Annotated in this window: 16 protein-coding genes; 8 read left to right on the forward strand and 8 right to left on the reverse strand. The window is 72.1% G+C overall.

Annotated features, from left to right (window positions below):
• Positions 1-54 precede the first annotated feature (54 nt).
• On the forward strand, positions 55-708 hold the full coding sequence (locus tag ACS5Q7_RS02340) for a helix-turn-helix domain-containing protein (protein WP_478337803.1): 654 nt from the start codon (positions 55-57) through the stop codon (positions 706-708).
• 133 nt (positions 709-841) lie between these two features.
• On the opposite strand, the gene ACS5Q7_RS02345 is transcribed toward ACS5Q7_RS02340, so the two are convergent.
• The 5 genes from ACS5Q7_RS02345 to ACS5Q7_RS02365 all read right to left on the reverse strand — a co-directional run bounded on the left by ACS5Q7_RS02345 (position 842) and on the right by ACS5Q7_RS02365 (position 6,031).
• A complete protein-coding gene (locus tag ACS5Q7_RS02345) occupies positions 842-1,423 on the reverse strand; it encodes an ABC-type transport auxiliary lipoprotein family protein (protein ID WP_478337804.1) in 582 nt (193 codons plus the stop codon).
• Between the two features lie 123 nt (positions 1,424-1,546).
• On the reverse strand, positions 1,547-2,629 hold the full coding sequence (locus ACS5Q7_RS02350; protein WP_478337805.1) for an MlaD family protein: 1,083 nt from the start codon (positions 2,627-2,629) through the stop codon (positions 1,547-1,549).
• Between the two features lie 4 nt (positions 2,630-2,633).
• Entirely contained in the window at positions 2,634-3,458 is an 825-nt protein-coding gene (locus ACS5Q7_RS02355; protein WP_478337806.1) for an ABC transporter ATP-binding protein, read from the reverse strand.
• Positions 3,459-3,588: 130 nt separating this feature from the next.
• A complete protein-coding gene (locus tag ACS5Q7_RS02360; RefSeq protein ID WP_478337807.1) occupies positions 3,589-4,725 on the reverse strand; it encodes an ABC transporter permease in 1,137 nt (378 codons plus the stop codon).
• Positions 4,726-4,873: 148 nt separating this feature from the next.
• The gene (locus ACS5Q7_RS02365; protein ID WP_478337808.1) at positions 4,874-6,031 is read right to left on the reverse strand and encodes an MFS transporter; all 1,158 of its coding nucleotides are present in this window, start codon (positions 6,029-6,031) and stop codon (positions 4,874-4,876) included.
• A 130-nt stretch (positions 6,032-6,161) separates the two neighbouring features.
• Here ACS5Q7_RS02365 and ACS5Q7_RS02370 point away from each other — a divergent pair, with 130 nt between their 5' ends.
• Positions 6,162-7,127 carry a hypothetical protein gene (locus ACS5Q7_RS02370; protein ID WP_478337809.1) on the forward strand — a complete coding sequence of 322 codons (966 nt, stop codon included), beginning with the start codon at positions 6,162-6,164 and terminating at the stop codon, positions 7,125-7,127.
• Between the two features lie 53 nt (positions 7,128-7,180).
• A complete protein-coding gene (locus ACS5Q7_RS02375; RefSeq protein WP_478337810.1) occupies positions 7,181-7,594 on the forward strand; it encodes a DUF1489 family protein in 414 nt (137 codons plus the stop codon).
• Positions 7,595-7,734: 140 nt separating this feature from the next.
• Here ACS5Q7_RS02375 and ACS5Q7_RS02380 read toward each other — a convergent pair whose 3' ends face one another.
• Positions 7,735-14,700, reverse strand: a complete 6,966-nt coding sequence (locus ACS5Q7_RS02380; RefSeq protein ID WP_478337811.1) for an apolipoprotein A-IV repeat region-like domain-containing protein — start codon at positions 14,698-14,700, stop codon at positions 7,735-7,737.
• A gap of 244 nt (positions 14,701-14,944) precedes the next feature.
• Here ACS5Q7_RS02380 and ACS5Q7_RS02385 point away from each other — a divergent pair, with 244 nt between their 5' ends.
• Complete coding sequence (locus ACS5Q7_RS02385; protein ID WP_478337812.1) at positions 14,945-15,265, forward strand: Hpt domain-containing protein; 321 nt, start codon at positions 14,945-14,947, stop codon at positions 15,263-15,265.
• Between the two features lie 133 nt (positions 15,266-15,398).
• On the forward strand, positions 15,399-15,719 hold the full coding sequence (locus ACS5Q7_RS02390) for a 2Fe-2S iron-sulfur cluster-binding protein (RefSeq protein WP_478337813.1): 321 nt from the start codon (positions 15,399-15,401) through the stop codon (positions 15,717-15,719).
• Between the two features lie 9 nt (positions 15,720-15,728).
• Here ACS5Q7_RS02390 and ACS5Q7_RS02395 read toward each other — a convergent pair whose 3' ends face one another.
• Positions 15,729-16,904: a vWA domain-containing protein gene (locus ACS5Q7_RS02395; RefSeq protein WP_478337814.1), complete on the reverse strand. Its 1,176-nt coding sequence runs from the start codon at positions 16,902-16,904 to the stop codon at positions 15,729-15,731.
• A gap of 348 nt (positions 16,905-17,252) precedes the next feature.
• Here ACS5Q7_RS02395 and ACS5Q7_RS02400 point away from each other — a divergent pair, with 348 nt between their 5' ends.
• Positions 17,253-17,663, forward strand: coding sequence for a hypothetical protein (locus ACS5Q7_RS02400; protein WP_478337815.1), 411 nt, complete (start codon positions 17,253-17,255; stop codon positions 17,661-17,663).
• 311 nt (positions 17,664-17,974) lie between these two features.
• Here the strand turns inward: ACS5Q7_RS02400 and ACS5Q7_RS02405 are convergent, their stop codons facing one another.
• Positions 17,975-19,822 carry a cation:proton antiporter domain-containing protein gene (locus ACS5Q7_RS02405; RefSeq protein WP_478337816.1) on the reverse strand — a complete coding sequence of 616 codons (1,848 nt, stop codon included), beginning with the start codon at positions 19,820-19,822 and terminating at the stop codon, positions 17,975-17,977.
• A 266-nt stretch (positions 19,823-20,088) separates the two neighbouring features.
• Here ACS5Q7_RS02405 and ACS5Q7_RS02410 point away from each other — a divergent pair, with 266 nt between their 5' ends.
• Entirely contained in the window at positions 20,089-21,363 is a 1,275-nt protein-coding gene (locus ACS5Q7_RS02410) for an ATPase (RefSeq protein ID WP_478337817.1), read from the forward strand.
• Positions 21,360-22,004, forward strand: a complete 645-nt coding sequence (locus tag ACS5Q7_RS02415; protein ID WP_478337818.1) for a hypothetical protein — start codon at positions 21,360-21,362, stop codon at positions 22,002-22,004. The genes ACS5Q7_RS02410 and ACS5Q7_RS02415 overlap by 4 nt, the downstream gene beginning before the upstream one ends.
• Positions 22,005-22,222 lie beyond the last annotated feature (218 nt).

A 22,222-nucleotide genomic window follows, 5' to 3' on the forward strand; every position in this document is an offset into this window, starting at 1 on the left:
TGAAGAAGCGTACGATCGTTCGATGAACGGAACGGCCGGGCGGATCGAAGGGCCATGCGGGATCAGGCGGAACGGCAGGCGGACCGACAAGGGGACCGAGTTGAGAAGGTCGGCAGGACGCGCGACCTGCTGACGGGGGCGCAGGTCCTGTCGGGGCAGCTCGGCAAGACGATCCAGCGCCTGCGCAAGGCCTACAACCTGTCCCTTTCGGATCTCGCGGAACAATCCGGCGTCGCCAAGTCGATCATCAGCCAGATCGAGCGCAACGAGACCAACCCGACGCTCGCCACCATCTGGCGCCTCTCCCAGGCCCTGGATGTGTCCATCGAGCGGGTCCTGGCGGCGGGCGACGAGGAGCCCTTCATCGAGAAGACCTCCCGCGCCGACACGCCGATCCTCCTCTCCGAGGACGGCAAGGTGCGGCTCGCCATCGTCGGCTGGATCAAAACCGTCGAATGGCTGCAATGGTACGAGGTCAGCGCCGATCCCGGCGGCGTGCTCGATTCCGACCCGCATCAGCGCGGCTCGGTGGAATCGCTGTCGGTGACGGAGGGCGTGTTCGAGGTCGAGGTCGGCGGCGCGCTCCAGCGGGCGCGGCCCGGCGAGACCCTGCGCTACCGCTGCGACCGGCCGCATCTCGTGCGCTGCGCCGAGGGCCCGGGGCGGGCCACCATGGTCGTGATCATGAAGGCCGCCGTGATGGAGTGAGGGATAACCCTCCTCCCACCCGCCCCGTCATTGCGAGCGCAGCGAAGCAATCCAGGGGCGGCGGGCCGCTTCCGGACAAGGCGCTTCCCTGGGTTGCTTCGCTACGCTCGCAAAGACGTGTGGTGCCGGTGACTTACCGCCCGGTGTTCACCCAGCGCACGATGTCGGCCAGCACGGAGACGAGGGCTTGGTCGAGGGCGCGGGCGCCGGAGCCGGCATCGACCGAGGCCACGGGCACGCGCGCCGTGAAGATCCGCGCCGCCGCGACGCGGCCCGTGCCGTCCGCCACCAGCTTGAGCGACAGGTCCACCACCGCCTCGCCCGTGGCGGTCTGGATGTCGAAGGCGCGGATCTCGCTGATCAACTGGTAATCGGCCGTCACCTTGTCGCCCGGACGGCTCACCGAGCGCAGCCGCCCGGCATTCTCCAGGCTCTGGATGATCCGCGTCTGGATCAGGCGCGGCAGACGGTCGGCCCATTGGCCGCCACCGAGGAAGGACAAGGAGCCGCCGCCCTCGCGCACGATGATCCGGTCCGCCTCGAAGGGCTGGATCCCCACGGGTTCCGACACCACGATCGCCCGCCCCGACGCCACGGGCCGACCGCCCGCCGGCAGGGCGGCGAGGTCGAAGGTCAGGGGCGCTGCGCCGCCGGCGCAGCCGCCCAGCAGGGCGGTCGCCAGCAGGCTCGCGGCCGGAAGGACCGAACGGATCATGCATACAACCTAATCGAGCCTGCCGACGCGAGCCGGCAGGTCACCAAAGCTTTGCAGCCAAAACTACGCCGTCATCCAAAGGCTGCAGTGCGACTCAGCACAAACGTGGCCTTGGGGCCTAAGTCAACGACCACCGTTGTATTCAGGCAACGACGGCTTGCCGCCGAAAATGACCTGCGAGGGGTCCTTTTCCAGGCTGCGCACGGTGCGATTGAGGGCGCCCAGCGTCCGCTGCCCGTCGCCGGAGAGGGCCTCGACCTCGCGCCGTCCGGTGCCGGAGAGCCGGCCGAAACTCGTGGACATGCTGGCGGTGCGCTTGTCGAGATTCTCCGACATGGTGCGGAAGGCGCGTCCCGCGTCGCGGACGGAGATCGCCGCCTCGCGAATCTCCACGAAGGTGCTCGTCCCCTCCTTGCCGGAGGCCGAGCCGAGGAAGCCCTCGGCACCCTTCAGCACCGCGTCGATCCGGTCGGCCGAGGCGTCGAGCTTGGCCGCGAGCGAGCGGGCGTCGTGGAGGCCGGCCTGGATGTCGGGGGCGGAATTCGCCAGCGCCGCGGAGAACTTGTCGGCGTTGTCGATCACCCGGACGACGCGGTTGCCGTCCACCGCCTTCACCAGCGACGACATGGCCGGCGCCGCGTCGGCCAGGGTCTTCGAGAAGGTCTCGACGTTGGCCAGCGTCCGGGAGATCGCCCCCTCGTTGCCCGCGACCAGCCGGTCGAGGTGCGAGAGCATGTCGTCCGCCCGCTGCGCCACCTGCCGGGCGAGCGCCATCATGTCCTGCATGTCGGAGGTCTGGGCGAAGATCGTCGCCGGCTCGCCGTTGGCGCCGGGCTTCAGGGGCGGCGCGTCGGCGTCGCCGCCGGTCAGCGCGATGACCGAGACGCCGGTCAGCATCGCCGAATCGAGTCGGGCGCGGGTGTCGGACTTGAGCGGCGTCGAGGGCTCGACCTTGACCATGGCGAGCACCCGGCGCGGGTCCTGCGGGGCGAGGTGGATGTCCGTGACCTCGCCGACCTTGATGCCGTTGAAGGTCACGCTCGATCCGCGCGACAGGCCGCCGACCGAGCCGGAGAAGACGATGCGCACCTGCTCGCTCACCTGCCGGGACGAGCCGCCCGCGATCCACAGGGTGAAGCCGAAGCCCGCCAGGATGACGGCGAGGGTGAAGGCCCCGATCAGGGCGTAGTTCGCGCGGGTTTCCATGAGGTCAGCCTCCGGTCGCTGCGGCGAGGGAATCCTGGTGCGGCGCGCGCGCGGCCGAGGGCCCGCCCGCGACGGCGCGGGCGCGCTTGCCGTGGAAATACGAGCGCAACCAGGGATGGGGGTTTTCCAGCATCTCCTCCACCGTCCCGGCGGCGATGATCTGGCCGTCGCCCAGCGCCGCGATGCGGTCGCAGGCGGTGTAGAGGCTGTCGAGGTCGTGCGTGACCATGAACACGGTCAGGCCCAGCGTCTCCTTGAGGGTGGAGACGAGGTCGTCGAACTCGCCCGCGCCGATCGGATCGAGGCCCGAGGTCGGCTCGTCGAGGAACAGGATCTCCGGGTCGAGCGCCAGGGAGCGCGCCAGCGCCGCCCGCTTGATCATGCCGCCCGAGAGTTCGGAGGGGAGCTTGTCGGCGGCGTCGGGCTTCAGGCCGACCATCTCGATCTTGAGCCGGGCGAACTCGTCGAGGAGCCGGTCGGAGAGCTTCAGGTGCTCGCGCATCGGCACCTGGATGTTCTGCTTCACCGTGAGGGCGGAGAACAGGGCGCCCTGCTGGAACAGCACGCCCCAGCGGGTCTCCATCCGCCGCCGCTCGGCATAAGTGAGGCCGTCCACGTCCTGGCCGAACACCTCGATCGTGCCCGAGCGCTTCGGCACGAGGCCGAGGATCGTGCGCGTGAGCACCGACTTGCCCTGCCCGGACGGCCCGACGAAGCCCAGGATCTCCCCCCGGCGGATGTCGAGGTTGAGCCCCTTCAGGATCGTCTTGTCGCGGAACCCGACCACGAGGTCGCGCACGCGGATGATGGTGTCCTGGCTGTCGGTCATCGCCCGGCCCCCGTCCTTGCGAGCGCAGCGAAGCGACCCAGGGCAGCGCCACGCCCTGAGACGGCCCGCCGCCGTGGGGCGGTTCGCTGCGCTCGCGATGACGGGGTGGATGAGATCAGCCGCATGGGTCTCAGAAGTCGACGGCGGCGAAGAACACCGCGAACAGGCCATCGAGGACGATGACCATGAAGATGGATTTCACCACCGAGGCGGTGACGCGGCGTCCGAGGGACTCGGCCGAGCCCTCGACGGCGAATCCCTCGATGGTGGCGATGAGCCCGATGGTGAGCGCCATGAACGGCGCCTTGACGAGGCCGACCACGACGTGGTGCACGCCCACCGCCGCCTGCAGCCGCGCGAGGAACTGGTCGAGGGTCAACCCGCCGTAGAGCATCGCGGTCAGGCCGCCGCCGGCCAGCGCCGCGAGGTCGCCGAGCAGGGTCAGCATCGGCAGGCTGATCATCAGCGCCAGGACGCGGGGCACGATCAGGATCTCGGTGGTGTCGAGACCCATGACCCGCAGGGCATCGACCTCCTCGCGCATCCGCATCGAGCCGATCTCGGCGGTGATGGCCGAGCCGGAGCGGCCCGCCACCATGATCGCGGTGAGGAGCACCCCGAGTTCGCGCAGGATCAGCAGGCCGATCAGGTTCACAACGAAGGTCTGCGCCCCGAACCGCTGGAGCTGGAAGATGCCCTGCTGCGCCACGATGCCGCCGACGAGGAACGAGATCAGCACGATGATCGGCGTGCCGTTCAGCGCCATCTGCTGGACTTGGTTGACGAGCGCGGTGCCCCGGAAGCTGCCCGGGCGCAGGGCGACGCGGGCGCAGGCCGCCACGACCTCTCCGAGGAAGGCGATGCCGGTGCCGAATTCCTTGGCCCCGCGCACGACCTGCCGGCCGAGCCCGTCGAGGAGCGAGAGGGGAAAGCGCAGGCGCGGGGCGGAGGCCGGCGGCTCGCCCCGGATCACCACCTCGCCGAGGAGCGTCCGGTGCTCGGGCCGCGTGCCGAGATAGGCGAGGGTGCCGCCCGAGGCTTCGATCTCCGCGCGGGTCCGCTCCAGCACCCAGGCGCCGAGGGTGTCGAGCCGCTCGACCTCGCCGAGGTCGACCACGAGGCGCGAGGAAGCGCCCGCCGCGATCCGGGCGGCCGCGGCCTCCACGGCCGGCGCCTGATCGGCGGTCCAGCGACCGCCGAGCCGCAACCGCCCGTCAGCCGCCTCCGTCAGCGATGCCGTGCCGGGCGCGAGCCCTTCGGTCAGCAAACGTGGAACTCCTTCACCGGCGCGTCCCTCAACGATCGATGCCGCTCCTGCGCCGGGAGCGCACCGTAAGGCCTGGCTTGCCCCGCCCCGTCCGTGCGGGAGGACACGCCGTCGTGAAACGCCATGCTGCGCCACGGTTATGACGACATTACGGTTGACGCTTTCTCTCCCGTGCCGCCGCGAGCGCCAGGGCGACGCCGCAGGCCGAGAGCGGCGCCATGGCGAGGAAGGCCAGCGGTCCCGCCTCGCGGTAGACGAGCCCGCTCGCCAGCGTCGCGGTGACGGCGATGCCCGCATTCACCGCCGAGAGGGTGCCCTGCGCCCGGCCCCGCGACCCCTCCGGCGACAGGGACGACACCGCCTCCATCGCCCCGAGCTGCGTCGCGCCGAAGGTGAGCCCGTGCAGGACCTGCAACGGCACCAGCGTCTCCATCCGGTCGCCCACCAGATAGAGCCCCACCGCCCGCAGGATGCCCGCCGCCCCGCCGAGGACGAGGAGCGGCACCGGCCCGCGCCAGGAGGCGGGCAGGCGAGGGGCCGCCGCGAACAGGACGATCTCGGCCAGCACGCCCGTCGCCCACAGGGCGCCGACCTGCGTCGCGGAGAGGCCGCGCGCGGTCCAGAAGATGCTGCCGAAGCCGTAGACCGCCGCGTGCCCCGCCTGGATCGCGGCGGCGGCGCCGATGCACAGCCATAGCCGCCGGGGCAGGGGCGGGCCTTTCCCGTCCGCCGCCCGGCGGGGCGCCTCGGACGGCGTGCGGTCGCGGAGGGCGGTGAAGCCGGCGATCAGGGCGAGGCCGGTGAGCAGCACCGGCACGGCGAGCTTGCCGCCCAGCGCCGCGAGCAGCGCCCCGCCCGCGAGGTTCGCGAGGAGGAAGGCGACCGAGCCTGCCATGCGGATCCGCGAATAGGCGAGGCGGGAATCCCGCCGCGCGGCGGCCAGTGTCAGGTAATCGATGGAGGGCACGAGCGGCGCGGCGGCGACCGCGTTCAGCACGGTCAGCACCGCGAGCGCGGGCCAGCCGAACCCGGAAGCGGGCGCCATGGCGGCATAGGTTGCCGCGACGCCGAAGCTGCCGGCCACGATCAGCCGCCGCGCGCCCAGCCCCCGGTCGATCAGCCCCATCAACGGCGCCGTGGCGACGATCCGCGTGGCGATGGGCAGCGCCAGCAGCAGCCCGATCACCCCCGCGTCGAGACCGAGCGCGGCGAGCCAGACCGGCATGAACGGCATGGCGATGCCGATCTCGGTGAAGACGACGGCGTAGAGCAGCGACAGGCGCAGCGCGCCGGGGGAAGCGGGCACGGGACAAGAAGTTGTAGGAAGGGACCCTCGTAAGCGCCCGTTAAACCACGTCTGTCAATGTCGCGCGGTTCGGGATGCGCCGAGCGCGGGGTCGTCGCCCCGCCGGGCGCCCCTGTCGGAAGCGCCGTCGATGTCCGGTCTGCCCAGCGCCCACGCGATCGATGCCGCCGAATACGCGGCGATCGAGGCGACGATCGGCGCCAGCGAGCGCGGCCAGCACTTCCTCGCCGAGCACGCCCGCCGCGCCCGCGCCGAGGAGTTGACGACGGTTCTCACCGCCATCGAGCGGCTGGAGCGCAGCGTCACGGCCGAGCGCGCCGTCGACGCGGTAGGGAACCTCCGCGGCGACCTGATGGAGATGGCCGAGGCGATCAGCCGGACCAAGTCGGAAATCTCGGCGATCAGCGGCCCCGGCGGCGACCAGACCCGCCTCACCTCCGCCTCGCAGGCGCTCGACGCCATCGTGCGGGCGACCGAGCAGGCGACCTCGGACATCCTCGGCGCCGCCGAGGCGGTGCAGGAGGCGGCCTGGACCCTGCGCGAGCGCAACGTCGAGCCGGAGACCTGCGAGGCCCTCGACCGCCACGCGACCGCGATCTACACGGCCTGCTCGTTCCAGGATCTCACCGCGCAGCGCACCGCGCGGATCATCTACACCCTCCGCTACCTGGAGGACCGGATCGCCTCGATGATCGCGATCTGGGGCGACGAGATCGCGCGGGTGCCCCCGCCGCCGGAGACGGCCGAGGGCGCCAAGCCCATCGACGAGGATCTCTGCCAGATCGACGTGGACCGCTACATCGCCATGTCCGTGCCGGCCATGACGGCGGCGGCCATCGTCGCGCAGCCGGGGAGCCCGGCCCTGCACGAGGACATCGTGTTCGTCCCCGTGTCGACCCCGCCGCAGCCGGCGCCGCCCGTCGCGGAGGCTGCGCCGGAGCCGGAGCCGGAGCCGGAGCTCGATCCCGCTCAGGTGCATTGGGTGGAGGAGCCCGGCGACGCCCTGTTCACCTTCGCCCTCACCGAGCCGGTGCCGATGAGCCTGGACGGGCTCGACGCCGAACCCGCCGAGAAGCGCCTCGCCCTCTTCGCCTGAGCCGGTCGGAGCCGGTATAGGGGGCGCCCAGCCGCGTCAGCCCCCTCGATCAAGTGGCCCTGCACCTCATCAAGCTCAGTGTCGGCCCGGCCTCCATCGCCGATCTCGCCGCGCGACAGGCGAGCCAACCCGCCAACCCGGTCCATGTCACGCGGACCCTGCCCAAGCGGCACAAGGAGATTGCGGGCAAGGGCTCGATCTTCTGGGTGATCCGGGGAAGCCTGTGCTGCCGCCAAGCCATCGTCGCCCTCGAGCCGTTGACCGGCGAGGACGGGATTCCCCGCTGCCGGATCGTGCTCGCGCCGCCCCTGGTGCCGGTGGTGCCCCGGCCCTGCCGCCCGTTCCAGGGCTGGCGCTACCTCGCGCCGGGCGACGCCCCGGCCGATCTCGGCGCGGGGCTCGACGGCGACGTCGGCGAGATGCCGGAAAAGCTCAGGCGGGAACTGGCCGCCCTCGGCCTTCTCTAGGGCAGCGACGCACTCACTCCGTTCCTGCGTCTCTCCCCTAGCCCCTTGTTTTTGCATCAATTTTCCCAGACACGGCTGACGCCTTCGTCCGGATCGATGCACGAGGACCGCGCGCCTTGGGGCGCGCGGTCCCGTCTCGCTCACGCCCCCTCGAAGCGCCCGCTGGCATGGGCCAGCATCGTGTAGACCTTGCCCGTCTCGGAGGTGAGGTAGGCGTCGGTCCGCTTCGCGTCGGGGTCGTTCTTCACCACGTCGCCGAGCAGGCGCTCGAACTCGCTCACGTAGCGGTCGACGCTGCGCCGGAACTCCTGATCCGAGCGGTAGCGCCGCTGGATCTCGGTGAAGGTCGTCTGTCCCTGCGCCGTGTAGATGCGCGGCGTGAACAGGTTCGGCTCGCCCCGGCGGTACCGCTCCCACAGATCGACGGCGGTGCGGTGCTCGATCATCCGCGCGATGTCGGTGGAGATCGTGTCGAGGGCGATCCGGCCGGTCTCGGCGGCGGGCTTCCCGTTGCGCGGGGCTGGGGAGGCGGCCGGTGCCGGGGTCGGAGCCGGCGCGGCGCGGGCCGGGGTGGCCGGAGCGGTCGCGGCCGGGTTCTCCTCGTCGTCATCCAGCGAGGCGCGGGTGAGGAGGTCGGAGAGCCAGCCCTTCTTGTTGTTGCCCGCTCCCGAGGCGGGGGCCGGGTTGACCGGGCGCGGCGCGACGGGGCGCGTCTCGCTGCGCACCGAGGTCGGGCGGGGCGTCGAGGCGGGAGCCGGAGCCTGAACCGGAGCCGCGCTCGGCGCGGCGGCGGTGGGAGCCGGCGCGGCGGGGGCTGCCGGAGACGCGGCGGGCGCCGCGAGCGAGCGGCTTCCGCCCTCCGCCACGCGCCGCTGCGACTGGGCGATGGGCTGCGCGACATCCACCGCGCGGCCGGTGCGGGTGACCAGGGCCGACAGCTCGTTGAGGGCCTTGATCTGGTCCGACACGACCCGGCGCATCTCGCCGGCCGCGTCCTGCGTCTCGCGCGGCAGTTCGAGGACGCCGCGCGCGAGGTCGGCGCGGGTGGATTCGAGCTCGCTGCGGATGGACGACGCCATCTCGCGCAGGCTCGTCACCGATTCCCCGAACCTGGTCTGCGCCTCCTCCAGGCCCTCCCGCATCTCGCGGGAGGCCGCGTCGAGGGCTTCGCGCACCCCGGCGGCGGCCTTCTCGGCCTCGGCCCCGGCCTCGTCCTTGAGGCCGGCGAAGGCCCCCGTCACCTGCGCGCCCGCGCTCTCGGCGGAGCGGGCGAGGGTGTCGGTGAGCGACCGCGCCCGGGTCTCGGCCTCGCGCAGGATCTTGTCGATCTGGCCGGCGAAGGCCGAACCGCGCGATTCCAGGGTCTCGGCCCGGGCCTCGAACTCGGCCATGGCGGTGGCGAGCGCCCGCTCCCGCTCGGTGAGCGCGGCGGCGAGACGGGTCTCGACCGCGTCGAGGGAGGTCGCCGCACCGTCGAGGCTGCGGGCGAGGCCGTTCGCCTCGCGCAGGGCGCCTTCCGAAGCCTCGCGCAGCGCCGCGACCTGGGTCGAGACGTCGGCCCCGGCCCGGTCGGTCTCGGCGGCGACGCGCTCCAGTTCGGCGCGGATCTGAGTCAGACGGCCAGACAGGTTGCGCTCGATGGAGCCGAGGTTCGAGTCGGCCCCCGCCACGAGGCCGGACAGGGCCGCGTTGGCGCTCTCGACGCGCACGATCACGCCGCCGAGTTCGCGGGTGAGCCGGTCGTTGGTCTCGGCGAGGTCGGCCAGCGTCCGGGCCGCCCCCTCGTCCACCGCCGCGCGGAGGATGTCGGCCGAGGCGCGGGTCTGGACGGCGAGGCGCTCCGTGCTGGTGCGCAGGGCCTCGGCCAGCGGCAGGCCGGTCTCCTCCAGCACCCGCTCGATGGTCCCGGCCCGTTCGGACAGGGCATCGGCGAGGTCGCGCATCGGGCCGTCCACCGCCGCGCTGAACCGCGCGACATAGCTTTCGAGGTCGGTGCCGACAGCGTGGCCGCTGGCGTTGAGGCTGTCGAGCAGGGCGCCGCCCCGTTCCTCGATGGCCCGGACCAGGGTCTCGGCGCTCTCGGCGAGGCGGCGGGCCAGGGCCTCGCCACGGGCGTCCACCAGGGAGCCGAGGGCGTTGGCGCGGCGCTCGAAGCCCATGCCCATCGCCTCGGCACGCTGGTCGATGAGGGCGGCCAGCGACGCCTCGCGAGCGGCCAGGGTCGCGGCGAGAGCCGCCGTGTGGGCCTCGACCTGCTCCGCGTGGATCCGCGCCCGCTCGTCCAGGGCGGCGCCCAGGCCGGCGGTGCGCTCGTCCATGAGGCCGGCGAAGGCGTCGTGGCGCTCGTCGAACGCCGTGGCGAGGGCGTCGGCGCGCTGGCCGACGAGATGCGCGAAGCGCTGGATGCGGGTGTCGATCCGCTGGGTGAAGGCATCCGCGCGGGCATCGACCTCGCGGGTGAGGTCCTGCGTGCGGCCCTCCACGACCCCGTCGAGGTCGCGCAGACGGGTCTCGAACACCTCGGTGAGGGCGCCGACCCGATCATCGGCGGCCTCGATCAGGCCGCGGCTGCGGCTGTCGAGGAGCCCGTCGATGGCCGCGCGGGCCTCGTCGAAGGTGGTCTGCAGGGCCGTGAGGCGGGCATCGAACAGGTCGGCCATGCCGCCGGGCGCCGCGTTGAGCATCGTGCGCAGCTCGTCGGTCTGGGTGGCGATCGCCTGGGCGATGTCGCCGCCGCGGGTCTCCACGAGGTCGCGCAGACCGTCCTGGGCCTCCTCGAACAGGGCGCGAAGGCGCTGGGTGCGGCTGTCGAGGGTCGCGGCGAGCTGGCGCTCGCGGGTCTCGACCAGCGCCGCCACAGCGGCGGGCGCTTCCTCCAGCAGGCTGCGCAGGGTCTGAAGGCGCTCGTCGACGGAGGCGGCGAAGCGTCCGCTGCCGCCCTCGACGGCCGCGTCGAGGGTGGCCTGGGCCTCCTCGAACAGGGCGCGAAGGCCCTCGGCGCGGGCATCCAGCGTCTCGGCGAGGCGGGTGCCCCGGCCCTCGACCAGATCCTCCAACCGCCCGAGGCGGGCGTCGAACAGGTTGCCCAGGGCCTCGGTCCGGCTCTCCAGCGCTCCGGCCGCTCCCGTGAGGGCGCCTTCCAGGGCCGTGACGAGTTCGCGGCCACGGCCGTCCAGGGCCTCGCTGAGGGGACCCGTGCGCCCGTCGAGCGTCTCGACCAGGGTGCGGGCGTGCCCGTCCAGCATGGTGCGGATCTGGTTGGTGCGGTCGTCGAGCAGGCCGTGGACGGTGCGCACGCCCTCGTCCAGCAGGCCGCTGATGTCGCCCGTGCGGCTCGCCAGGGTGTGGCCGAGGCGGCCCTCGCCCTCCTCGAGCATCCGCTCGGCGTCAGCGATGGTCTGCTGGAGCTTGGCGAGGACGCCCTCGCCCCGGTTGTCGATGAGTTCGGCGAGCGAGCTGCTGCCGCTGTCGAACAGGCGGGCGAGTTCGGTGATGCGGTTGCCGATGACGCCGAACACCGTCCGGCCCTTCTCGTCCAGCTCCTTCGACATCGCCTCGGTGCGCTCGTCGATGAGGCGACCGAGCAGGTCGGAGCGTTCGGCGAAGGCGGCGCGCACCGCGTCGGTGCGGGCCGACAGGGCGGTGTCGGCGGCGGTGGCGCGCTCGTCCACGAGGGCCGCGATCTCCTCCGCGCGGGCCGCGAGCGAGGTGTCGAGGGCGCGGGTGCGCTCCTCGACGGCGCCGGTCAGGGCGGCGATGCGCTCGGCCATGGCCGCGTCGAGCCCGCCCGTGCGGGTCTCGATCGCCTCCACGAGATCGCGGGTGCGCTGGGTCAGCTCCGCGTCGACGGCGCGGGTGCGCGCCTCGATCAGGCGGATCGCCTCGAAGGCCTGCGAGCCGAAGCTCTCGTCCACGAGGCGGGCGCGCTCTTCCAGAGTCGCGCCGATCTCCTCCAGGCGGCGCAGGACGGTGCCGTCGAACCGCTCGGCGCCGGTATCCAGGGCGCGGGCGATCTCGCCGGTGCGGCGCTCGACCTCGGCGCCGAAACCGGCGGAGCGGGCCTCGAAGTCGCGGGCGGCGGCGGCGAGGTGGGAATCGACGGATTCCACGAGGCCGCGACCGCCGTCCTCGACGATCCGGGCCATCTCGCCCGTGCGGGCGGACAGGGCCTCGTCCAGGGCGGCGGCGCGCTTCGCGAGGGTGCCGTCCAGCGTGGCGGCCTGGGCGGTGAGCGCCTCCGTGAGCGCGGCCGTGCGGGCCGTCAGGGTTTCGGTGAGGGCGGTGGTGCGGTGGCCGATCTGCCCGTCGAGCTGGCCGACGAGGGTGGCCATGGTCTCGGCCAACTCGGCGGTACGCTTGGCGACCTCGGCCGTGTGCCGGGCCGACCGCTCCTCCAGGGAGCCGAGATGGGTCTCGATCAGGCTGCCGGCCTCGCGGGCGTGGCCCGCGATGGTCTCGGCCACGGCCTGGCCCCGGTCGGAGAGCAGGCGCGTGACCTCGTCCAGCTGGTTGCCGACGGTCTCGCCGAGGGCGGCGGTGTCGCGGCCGATCCGGTCGGCGAGGATGTCGCCCCGGGCGATGGTCTCCTGCAGGGCGGCGAGGCGGCTGCCCAGCACCTCCTCGATGACCTTGACCCGCCCGTCGGCGGTTTCGGCGAAGGTGTCGCCGCTGCGGCCGAGGCTGTCGGCGATACGCGCGCCCTGGCTCGCCACGGCCAGCACGATGTCGCGGCCGGTGCCGGCGATGCGGGCGTGGGTCTCCTCCGCGTGGGTGGAGAGCAGCTCGGCCACGTCGCGCCCATGGGCGCCGAAGGAGGACTCGATCTCGCCGAGGCGGGTCGACAGGTCGGACGCCACCTGCGCGGCGGCGCGCTCCAGGGCGCCGGTCGTGGCGCTGGTGCGGGCGGCGAGCTCCCGGTCGAGCCCTTCCAGGGCGCTGCGGACTTCCTTGACGGCGGCCCCGCCACGCGTGCTCAGTTCCTCGGTCGCCCGCTCGGCGGCCTCGCGGAAGCGGGTGAGCAGGATGGCGGATTCCGCCTCGACGGCCCCCGTGACCTCGGCCGACGCGGTGCGCAGCGTGCCCAGGCTCTCGGTGAGGCGCGTGGCGGCCTCGGCGACGCGGGTCTGCGCCACGGCACCCGCATCGGCGGCCGCCGCGCGGATGGCCTCGGCCGCCTCGGTGGCGCGACCGTCGATCTCACCGGACAGGTACTCGACGCTGGTGCGCAGGCTGCGCACGGCATCGCCCGCGCCGCTCTCGAAGCCCCGGCCCAGGGTGGAGAACGCGGCTTCCAGGGTCTCGGCGGCTTCCCGTGCCCGGCTCGACACGAGCCCGCTCGCCCGCTCGGCCGCCGCGTCGAGGCGGCTCTCGAGGCCGGACCCCTCGACGGCGATGGTCTCGTGCAGGCGGCCGACGATGCCCTCCATCCGCCCGGCCAGATCGCCGCCGCGTCCGGTGACGGCCTCGCCGATCCGCTCGGCGGCGGCGACGATGTCGTCGCGCGCCGTGTCGGCGCAGGCGAAGAGGGTCGCCGCCGCGCCGTCCGCCGCCTGGGCGAGGGTGTCCTGCGCCGCCTGGCCGCTCTTGGCGATGGCGCCGACGATGTCGCGGCCCGCCGTCTCGATCTCGGCGCGCAGCGCCGTGCCCCGGCCCGACAGGTCCTGCGCGAAGGCCGCGCCGACCTCGGAGAAGCGGCCGGTGATCTCGGCCCCCGTGGCGGCGAAGCGGTCGGTCAGCTCGGTGCCGCGGGTCAGGAAGGCACTTTCCAGGTTCGACGCGGAGCGCTCGAAGCTCTCCCGCACCGCCTGCCCCTGGCGCTCGATGGCCGCGCCGACGCCGGCGCCGGTCTCGGCCAGGGTTTCCCCGACCTTGCCCGCGCTCTCCGCGAGCCGCCCGGTGAGGGCCTGCCCCGTCGCCTCGAACGAGCCGGTGAGGGCGACCGCCTTCTCCTCGAAGCCGCGCACGAGCTCCGCGCCGACGCCTTCCAGGCTCTCGCGCACGCCCGAACCCGTCTGCGACAGGCGCTCGATCAGCGTGTCGCCGCGCTCGCTCATCAGGCCGGTGACGCGCTCGCCCACCTCGCCCAGCGAGGCGGTGATGGCGAGGCCGCGCGCGTCGAGGGCGCCGGTCACGCGCTCGCCGGCGCCGTCGAGGGCCGCGACGATGCGCTGGGCCGCGCCGTCGAGTTCCTGGGTGAGGTTCGTGTGCGAGCCGGCGATGGCGCCGCGCACCCGCTCGGCATTGGTGACGATGGCCTCGCGCTGCGCGACCAGCTCATCGACCAGCGAGCGGATGCGGATCTCGTTGTCGGAATAGGCGCGCTCCAGGGTGGCGATCTCGCCGCGCACCAGGGTCTCCAGTTCGCCCGCCCGGGCCAAGGCGCGCTCGACGCCGTCGCCCACCGCCGCGACCTCGCGGCGGACCGTCTGCGACATGGTCAGCACGGCATCCGTCGAGAAGCCCTCCGGCTCCGCGAGGCGTACCGCGACCTCGCCGACCGCGCGGGCGACGAGGCGCATCTCCTGGGCGCGCAGGGCGAGCATCGCCGCGACGATGAACAGGATCGCCGGCCCGAAGAGCGCCGCGACGGCGCCCATGGCCTGGAGCGGCGGCAAGCCGCGCACGAAGCCCGCGAGGTCGCCGCCCGATTGCGACCACGCGACGCCGCCGAGCGCCGCGATCCAGGCGAGGCCGGCGAGGGACGCGACGATGTAGGGCTTGCGCGAGGGCCGCACCCGCAGGGTCTGCTGCAGGATGCCGATGTTGCGCCGGTCGTCGTTGGCCACCAGCGAGCGGTCGGGCGGGAGCAGGCCGCCCTCGCGGCGGGGCCGGTCGAAATCGGGGGAGGGCAGGTCCGAGGCGAGGAGCGGATCCTGCATCAGCGGGGTCGGGCCGCCCGGCGGGCGCTCGATGTCGAGCCGGGGCGGGGGCAGGCGGCCGGAAGCGTCGCGCCCGCCTTCGAGCAGGGGATCGGTGTCGCCGACATCCGGGAGCCGGGGCTCCGACCGCACGCCGCCGTCGCGCATCAGAGCGTCCAGGCTCAGGGCCTGCTCGATGGCTGACAGAGCGGCCTCGGCCGGATCCTTCAGCTTCTTTTCCGTCGCCATGAAACGCCTCACACGCACGGGTCCGGCACTTGCATGCCGAAGACGCAACTTCCCGTTTACCACCCGAGCCTAAAGTTCGGCACCCTGCTCCGATAGGCGCGCGGGAGACCGCCCCCAGGTAACATTAACCGAATGGTTACCGCGACCGGCCCGGTGGGCGCCGCTATCGTGCCAGGGACCGAGCGGAATCGCGAGGCGGGGCGTGACCGCGCGGGCGATACCATGTGGATTGCGGGGGTGTCCGATGGCAGAGATCGACCGCGACGCCCTCGATGCCCAGACCGGCGGGGATGCCGACCTCGCCCGCGAGGTGCTCGCCCTGTTCGCCGGCGAGTGCCGCCGCCTGCTGCCCTCCCTCACCGATCGGTCTCTGCCGGCCGGACGCCGGGCGGACATCGCCCACACCCTGCGCGGCGCGGCGGCGGGGCTCGGCGCCGTCCGGGTCCAGCGCCTCGCCGGCGAGGCCGAGGCCGGGCTCCGGGCGGGCGCGGCGGGGGCCGAGGGGACGGTCGCGGCCCTGGAGGAGGCGATCCGGGACGCCGTGGCGGAGATCGAGGAAGCCTGAGGCTTCGAAAGGTCGCCCCTCGGCGTCGCGTCCAAAGGCCTCGATCCGCTTGCTTTCCGCCCTGCGAGCCGCCAATCAGTCACCGCCGTCCGTCGAGCCGCCACGCGGCCCGGCGCGCACGAGGAGCGAGAGCATGCCCAAGATCACCTACGTCGATCACGCCGGGACGGAACGCACCGTCGAGGGCAGCGTCGGCGCCACCGTGATGGAGACGGCTCTGCGCAACAACGTGCCCGGCATCGACGCGGAATGCGGCGGCGCCTGCGCCTGCGCCACCTGCCACGTCTATGTCGACGATGCCTGGATCGCCGTCGTGGGCAAGGCCCAGGACATGGAGCAGGACATGCTCGATTTCGCCACCGACGTGCGCGAGAATTCCCGCCTCTCCTGCCAGATCAAGATCTCGCCGGACCTCGACGGCCTGAAGGTCGCGACCCCCGCCCAGCAGGGCTGAGGCCGCGCCTCAGCGCACCAGGGCGCGGGCGGCGGCGTCGAGCCCCTCGAGGGTCAGCGGGAACATCCGCCCCGCCATCAGGCGCTGCACCATCCCGATCGACTGCGTGTAGGCCCAATGGGTCTCCGGCACGGGGTTGAGCCACGCCGCCTTGTGGAAATGATCGAGGAGCCGCCCGAGCCACACGGCGCCGGCCTCCTCGTTCCAATGCTCCACCGAGCCCCCCGGCACGGCGATCTCGTAGGGGCTCATGGAGGCGTCGCCGACGAAGACGAGGCGATAATCGCTGCCATAGGTACGGATCACGTCGGCGAGGGGCGTGCGCCCGTCGTGGCGCCGGGCGTTCTCGGTCCACACGCCCTCGTAGACGCAGTTGTGGAAGTAGAAGTGGACGAGGTGCTTGAACTCCGACCGCGCGGCGGAGAACAGCGCCTGCGCCTGCTCCACGTGCCAGTCCATCGAGCCGCCGACATCGAGGAAGAGCAGCACCTTCACGGCGTTGCGCCGCTCGGGCCGCATCTTCACGTCGATGTAACCCTGGCGGGCGCTCTCCCGGATCGTGCCGTCGAGGTCGAGTTCGTCCGCCGCGCCGGTGCGGGCGAAGCGGCGCAGGCGCCTTAGCGCGAGGCGCATGGTGCGGGCGCCGATCTCGGCGTCGTCGTCGAGGTCGCGGAAATCGCGGCGGTCCCAGACCTTCACCGCCCGGAAGTTGCGGTTCCCGTCCTGCCCGATGCGGATTCCCTCCGGGTTGTAGCCGTAGGCGCCGAAGGGGGAGGTGCCGCCCGTGCCGATCCATTTGGAGCCGCCCTGGTGGCGGCCCTTCTGCTCGGCGAGGCGCTGCTTCAGCGTCTCGAACAGCTTGTCCCAGCCGAGGGCCTGGAGCTGCGCCTTCTCCTCGTCGGTGAGGTACTTCTCCGCGAGCTTGCGCAGCCATTCCTCGGGGATCGGCACCGCCTCCACCGCCTCGCCGACGGTCGCGAGCCCCTTGAACACCGTGCCGAACACCCGGTCGAACCGGTCGAGATGCGTCTCGTCCTTCACCAGCGCAGTGCGCGACAGGAAGTAGAATTCCTCGACGCTCTTGTCCGGCAGGTCGCGGTCCAGCGCGCCCAGCAGGACGAGATACTCCTTGAGGGTGACGGGCACCTTCGCGTCGCGCAGGGCCGTGAAGAACTGGAGCAGCATGGCCTGACAACGCGCGAGCCTCGCGCCGGGGTCAAGTGCGTAGAAAGGTCTCGCACCGCCGCGAGGCTCTTCGCGCCGCAACCGCCGAATCGGGGCGAATCACGCCAGAGTCTTGATGGCTTGGCCTGAAGTGAATTGCCGCGCTGCGGAAGACTTTCGGAGGGGGTTCGGGGGCCAGGACTCGGCATCTAAGGCCTGAATCTGGGTATAAGTCCCGATTCCTGTTGATATCCTGCCGAGCGAGACTCGCGTAGTCACTTAAACCGTCACGGGAATCACCCCAACTCATCCCGAACGGTGGTGCGTCCGCGATCCTGCGGGCGGGAGCCGGTGTCGAGGAGACCTGCCGTGGCGGTCATCCTGCGTAGTTTACCTGAGTTCAAGCGGTTTCTAGCGAAGCCGGGCGCAACGATTCAAGTGGTGCGCAACACCTTTATGGACCGGCAGCCCGAAGCGACGCGGGCGGCTTACCGGGACCGGGGCATGTATGCGCCGCGGGCGGTGCAGGCGCTGTCGAAGAAGGCGGCGGTGTTCAGCCTGCGCGGCTATCCGGGCACCGTCTGGCTCTACTGGGACAAGGGCGCGCGCGGCTGGCGCTTCCAGGGGGACACCGTCACCGTGCCCCTGGTGACGGGGCTCGGCGCGCCGGACGAGATCACCTACCGGTGCAGCTTCGCGGAAGGCTACGAGCCGGTCGCCCGGGCCCGCGCCCCGCGCCGGAGCGCCGCGCGGGAGGAGGCGGCCCCGCCCCCGGCCTGAGCGGGGGCTGCCATTGTTGGATCGCCGTCTTTGCGAGCACCGCGAAGCGACGAGGGAGAGGCGGAAATTTTCCAGACACGGCTGAGGCCTTCGCCTGGATCGATGCACTGGAGCAGCGACCGATCATGGTGAGGCGGCCCCACACACTCACCTCATCCTGAGGTGCCCGCGTCAGCGGGCCTCGAAGGAGGGCTCCAGCCTGCCGCGCGATCCCTGGAGCCCTCCTTCGAGGCCGCCGCTTCGCGACGGCACCTCAGGATGAGGGGAAGATCTGGAAAAGGCTGGCTGAACCGACTCGTTCGAGTGCGACTCTAGGCCGATTGGCCCGCCGCTTTCTCCACACGGGGCGCGGGCGCCTTGTCCGGCTCGGTGCGCAGGGCCTTCCCCACCGTCCGCCGCGCGCGGAAGATCGGCTTCGCCTCGTTCTCACGCTTCTTGAGCAACGTCCGGTACTCGTCCCGCCGCTCGTGGATCGAGGCGATCACGAGGCCCATCGGCACCCCGACATCCACCAGCACGGCTTCCGACAATTGCAGCGAGGCCTCGATCGTCTCGGGCACGGCGTCGTCTACGCCGAGTTCGTAGAGCGCGCTCGCGTGCCGCGCGTCGCGGGCACGGGCGACGATGGTCAGGTCCGGCCGCTCGCCGCGCGCCGCCATCACCGCCTCCTCGACCGAGCGGGGCGTATCGAGGGTCACGACCAGGGCGCGGGCGGTGTCGATGCCGCTGCGGCGCAGGATCTCGACGTTGCCGGAATCGCCGAAATACACCGGCGCCCCGCTCCGCCGCTGCTCGGCGACGCGGGCCGCGTCGGAATCGAGGGCGAGATACGGGATGCGGTGGCGGGCCAGCATCTCGCCGACCTGCCGCCCGACGCGGCCGTAGCCCGCGATGATGACGCGGTTCTCGATCTTCTCGGGCAGGGGCTCGGCCTCGATCTGCCCCCGCGTGGTGGTGGCCGCGTGCCGGCCGATCCGGCGGCCGAGACTGGCCAAGGCCGGGATGAGGATCATCGTCACCGTGGTGACGATCAGCGCCGCCGCCCCGACCTCCTCCGGCACGAGGCCGGTCGCCATGGCGCCGCCGATCAGCACGAAGGCGAACTCGCCCCCCGGCCCGAGGAGGAGGGCGGCTTCCAGCGACACGGCCCGCGACAGGCCGAGCACCGGCCCGGCCATCACCACGACGCCGGCCTTGATCAGCACGAGGGCCAGCGACAGGCCGAGGATCGCTCCGGGCGAGGCCATGAGCTGGGCCGGATCGAGGTTCATCCCCACCGAGACGAAGAACACCCCGAGCAGGAGGCCCTTGAACGGATCGATGGTCGCCTCGATCGCCCGGCGGTATTCGGTTTCGGCCAGCAGCAGCCCAGCGACGAAGGCGCCGAGCGTCATCGAGAGGCCGCTCGCCGCCGCCGTCAGCGCCGTCCCGACGATGACGAGGAGGCAGGCCGCCATGAACAGCTCGGTGGAGCGGGTACGCGCCACCAGCTGGAACAGCGGGCGCAGGGCGAGGCGCCCGGCCACCACGATCAGCACCAGCGCCACCGCCGCCTGCCCGAGGGCGAGCGCCAGGGCGAGGCCCTTGTCGGCCCCCGTATCCTGGCCGAGCACGGCGATGGCGAACAGGACCGGGGCCACCGCGAGGTCCTGGAACAGCAGCGCGGCGAAGCTCGCCCGGCCGGTCGGCGTGTTGAGCCGCCGCTGTTCGGCCAGCACCGGCAGCACCACCGCCGTGGAGGAGAGGGCGAGGCCGATGCCGACGATCACCGCGCCGGTCAGCGGCACGTCGAGCCCGTAGAGGATGGCGCCGAGAATGAGCGTCGAGCAGCCGACCTGAAGGGAGCCGAGGCCGAAGACGAGACGGCGCAGGGTCCGCAGCCGCTCCCACGACAACTCGATGCCGATCATGAACATCAGGAAGATCACGCCGAACTCGGCGAGGTGCGCGATCTCGGTCCGGTTGCCGATGGTGAAGAGATGGAACGTGGGCCATTGGGGAGCCAGGCGGCCGAGGCCGAACGGGCCGAGCAGGGCCCCCGCCCCGATGAAGCCGAGCACCGGGGAGATTCGCAGCCGGTGGAAGAGCGGGACCACGATCCCCGCCGTCACGAGGAACAGGATCGCTTCCTTGTAGGAGCCGGCATGGACATCTGGCATCGGCGGCGGCTCTAGCCTCGCGCTATCTCACGATCGGGTGTGGCCCGATCATGAGGGCAAGGGCGCGATCCGGCAACCGTCCTACCGGTTGAATCGTCCCCCGGCCGGGGACCGATCCGCCGCGGCCTGAGACATTTGCGCCGCCTCGGCCGCAGTTCCAGTGGAGAGACGGACAACGGCGTAAAATGGGCACAATGCTCGCATACGGAAACATTTAAGAGAGCCTTACGCTCTACCCGGACCGAGCCCTGATAGTGACGAGGCCGATGAATTCGCTGAAGTCGATCTTCTCGCGGGCGGGGCGGTCCCCGAACGGTCCGCCGAGCCGCGAGGTCGCCCGCGAGCGCCGGGAATGGCGGCTCGAATCCGACCGGTGGAAGCACCAGCGGCACGTCGAGAAGGGCTACCGCATCAAGTGGGGCTACGTCGCGATCGCCTACCTCGTCGAGTTCATGGTGATCGGCGCCTCGCTGGCCGGCGCGTGGCTCTTCGCGGGGGTCTACAGCGACGGGGACTGGCACGCCTTCTACTTCATGCTGCTGGCGCCGCTGGTCTACGCGGCGGTGGAGCTGTGCCGGGTGCCGCTGGGCATCCTGGCGCGCACCCAGCGCTCGTACTTCGCCCGGGCGCTCGCGATCCTCGGTATCATCTTCGCGGCGGGCGTCACGACGAAGTCGGTCTCGCAGCTCGGCGAGATGATGTTCCACCCCCGCTTGATGGAGGCGGCCCGCACCAAGACCGCCCTCAAGGACGCCCAGGCCGACCGCGCCACCATCGAGGACCGCATCAAGGCGGCCGACGACCGCGTGGCCTCGTACACCGCCGAACTCGACCAGATCGAGAAGCGCGCCGGCGACAACGCGCAGCAGCTCGCGGGCCTGCCGGCCCAGCGCTGCGAGCGGGTGTTCGGCACCAACTCGAAGGGCAAGCGCTACCAGAACCTGAAATGCGTGACCGATCCGCGCGTCGCCGCTCTCTCGGCGGGCGTGACGAAGGCCAGCGCCGACCGCACCGCGCTGGTGAAAGACCTGGAGGTGGCCCGCAAGGACCGCGCCGCCCTCGACCGGGGCGCCGCCGACCGCAAGGTGGCCGATGCCGAACAGGCCTACCGGAACGCGGTGAACCGCTCGCAGCTGCATTCCTTCACGGCCATGGTCTACGGCGTCGACCCCATCGACGTGACCGAGCAGCAGGTGCACGCCTTCCTGCGCATCTTCGTGTTCCTGCCGGCCCTGTGCGCCGCCTTCGCCTCGACCATCCTGGCGCTGTGCGCGGTCTCGACCCGCCGGACCTTCATGGATGAGGACGATCTCGGCGCGGCGGTGAACCCGGAGGCGGCGCCGTACATGCTCGACGCCATCGCCGACGCCCTGCGCTCCAACCCCTCCGTGGTGCGGGCCGCGCCCGCGCCCCAGGCCTCGGTCATCCCGATGAACCGCCCGGCGGCGCAGTCGCTGCCGAGCCAGCCTCTTCCCGGCCAGGGCGCGGCGAACCAAGGCCTGCCCGGCCCGACCCTCCCTGCCGCTGGAGCCGGCGCATGAACTACGTCTCGTCCGGGACCCCCGAGAACGTCGCCCTCGCGCAGCAGGTGAACACCCGGCTGCGCGCGGATGCGAGCTACGTCGCCGCCCGCGCCTTCCTGTTCCGGGCACTCGGCCTCGGGGCCTTCCTGTGCCTGACGGGCGCGGGCATCGGCGCGGCGGCCTATGGCTGGGCGACGATGAACCAGTTCGACACCGCCGCCGAGAAGATCGCCGGGGCGATGCAGGCCGCGCTTGCCGACGTGACCCTCAAGACCAAGGGCGAGGTGACGCTCACCGACAACACCCTGAAGCTGGAGGGCCTGCCCAAGCTCACCGGCGGCGCGCCGACGCCGACCAAGGCGCAGCTCGGCGAGCAGGCGAGCCCGGTCTCGAAGGCGCCGGTGAACACCACCTTCACGGTGTTCAAGCAGGTGCCCTACCTCGACGGGCAGATCGTCACCGGCTGGAACTTCAAGGACGGCGCCGAGCAGCCCTACCAGCAATATTGCTACTTCTCCCGCCGCTCCAACGAGAGCAAGGGACAGGTCGAGCTGAAGATCGACCTCGCCATGGACGGCAAGACCCTGCCGCAGCCGCAGAAGTCCGATGTGAATCTCGAGATCCTGTCGCGCAACTGCGTGTGGCACGAGAAGGGGTGAGGGGCACCTTTGGGGGCGTTGTGAAGGCGGGTCGAGCACTTCGGAGAGGTCGGCGGCTCTGGGTTCCGGGCTCTTGCCGTCGGCAAGCCCCGGAATGACGGTGAGGGCCTTCGTCATTCCGGGGCCGCGCAGCGGAGCCCGGAACCCAGAGCCGCCGACTCGGCCGGATATGGCAGTGCCCACCCTTTCGATTTGCATCCGCGCCCGGTTCTCGCTCA

The organism is Methylobacterium sp. Gmos3 (assembly GCF_056430985.1).

Excerpts from the sequence above, each read along its gene's own strand:
- ACS5Q7_RS02355 (WP_478337806.1), bottom strand. The coding sequence starts at position 3,458 with ATGACCGACAGCCAGGACACCATCATCCGCGTGCGCGACCTCGTGGTC.
- ACS5Q7_RS02390 (WP_478337813.1), top strand. The coding sequence starts at position 15,399 with ATGCCCAAGATCACCTACGTCGATCACGCCGGGACGGAACGCACCGTC.
- ACS5Q7_RS02410 (WP_478337817.1), top strand. The coding sequence starts at position 20,089 with ATGAATTCGCTGAAGTCGATCTTCTCGCGGGCGGGGCGGTCCCCGAAC.
- ACS5Q7_RS02345 (WP_478337804.1), bottom strand. The coding sequence starts at position 1,423 with ATGATCCGTTCGGTCCTTCCGGCCGCGAGCCTGCTGGCGACCGCCCTG.
- ACS5Q7_RS02370 (WP_478337809.1), top strand. The coding sequence starts at position 6,162 with ATGTCCGGTCTGCCCAGCGCCCACGCGATCGATGCCGCCGAATACGCG.
- ACS5Q7_RS02395 (WP_478337814.1), bottom strand. The coding sequence starts at position 16,904 with ATGCTGCTCCAGTTCTTCACGGCCCTGCGCGACGCGAAGGTGCCCGTC.
- ACS5Q7_RS02340 (WP_478337803.1), top strand. The coding sequence starts at position 55 with ATGCGGGATCAGGCGGAACGGCAGGCGGACCGACAAGGGGACCGAGTT.
- ACS5Q7_RS02350 (WP_478337805.1), bottom strand. The coding sequence starts at position 2,629 with ATGGAAACCCGCGCGAACTACGCCCTGATCGGGGCCTTCACCCTCGCC.
- ACS5Q7_RS02405 (WP_478337816.1), bottom strand. The coding sequence starts at position 19,822 with ATGCCAGATGTCCATGCCGGCTCCTACAAGGAAGCGATCCTGTTCCTC.
- ACS5Q7_RS02415 (WP_478337818.1), top strand. The coding sequence starts at position 21,360 with ATGAACTACGTCTCGTCCGGGACCCCCGAGAACGTCGCCCTCGCGCAG.
- ACS5Q7_RS02385 (WP_478337812.1), top strand. The coding sequence starts at position 14,945 with ATGGCAGAGATCGACCGCGACGCCCTCGATGCCCAGACCGGCGGGGAT.
- ACS5Q7_RS02380 (WP_478337811.1), bottom strand. The coding sequence starts at position 14,700 with ATGGCGACGGAAAAGAAGCTGAAGGATCCGGCCGAGGCCGCTCTGTCA.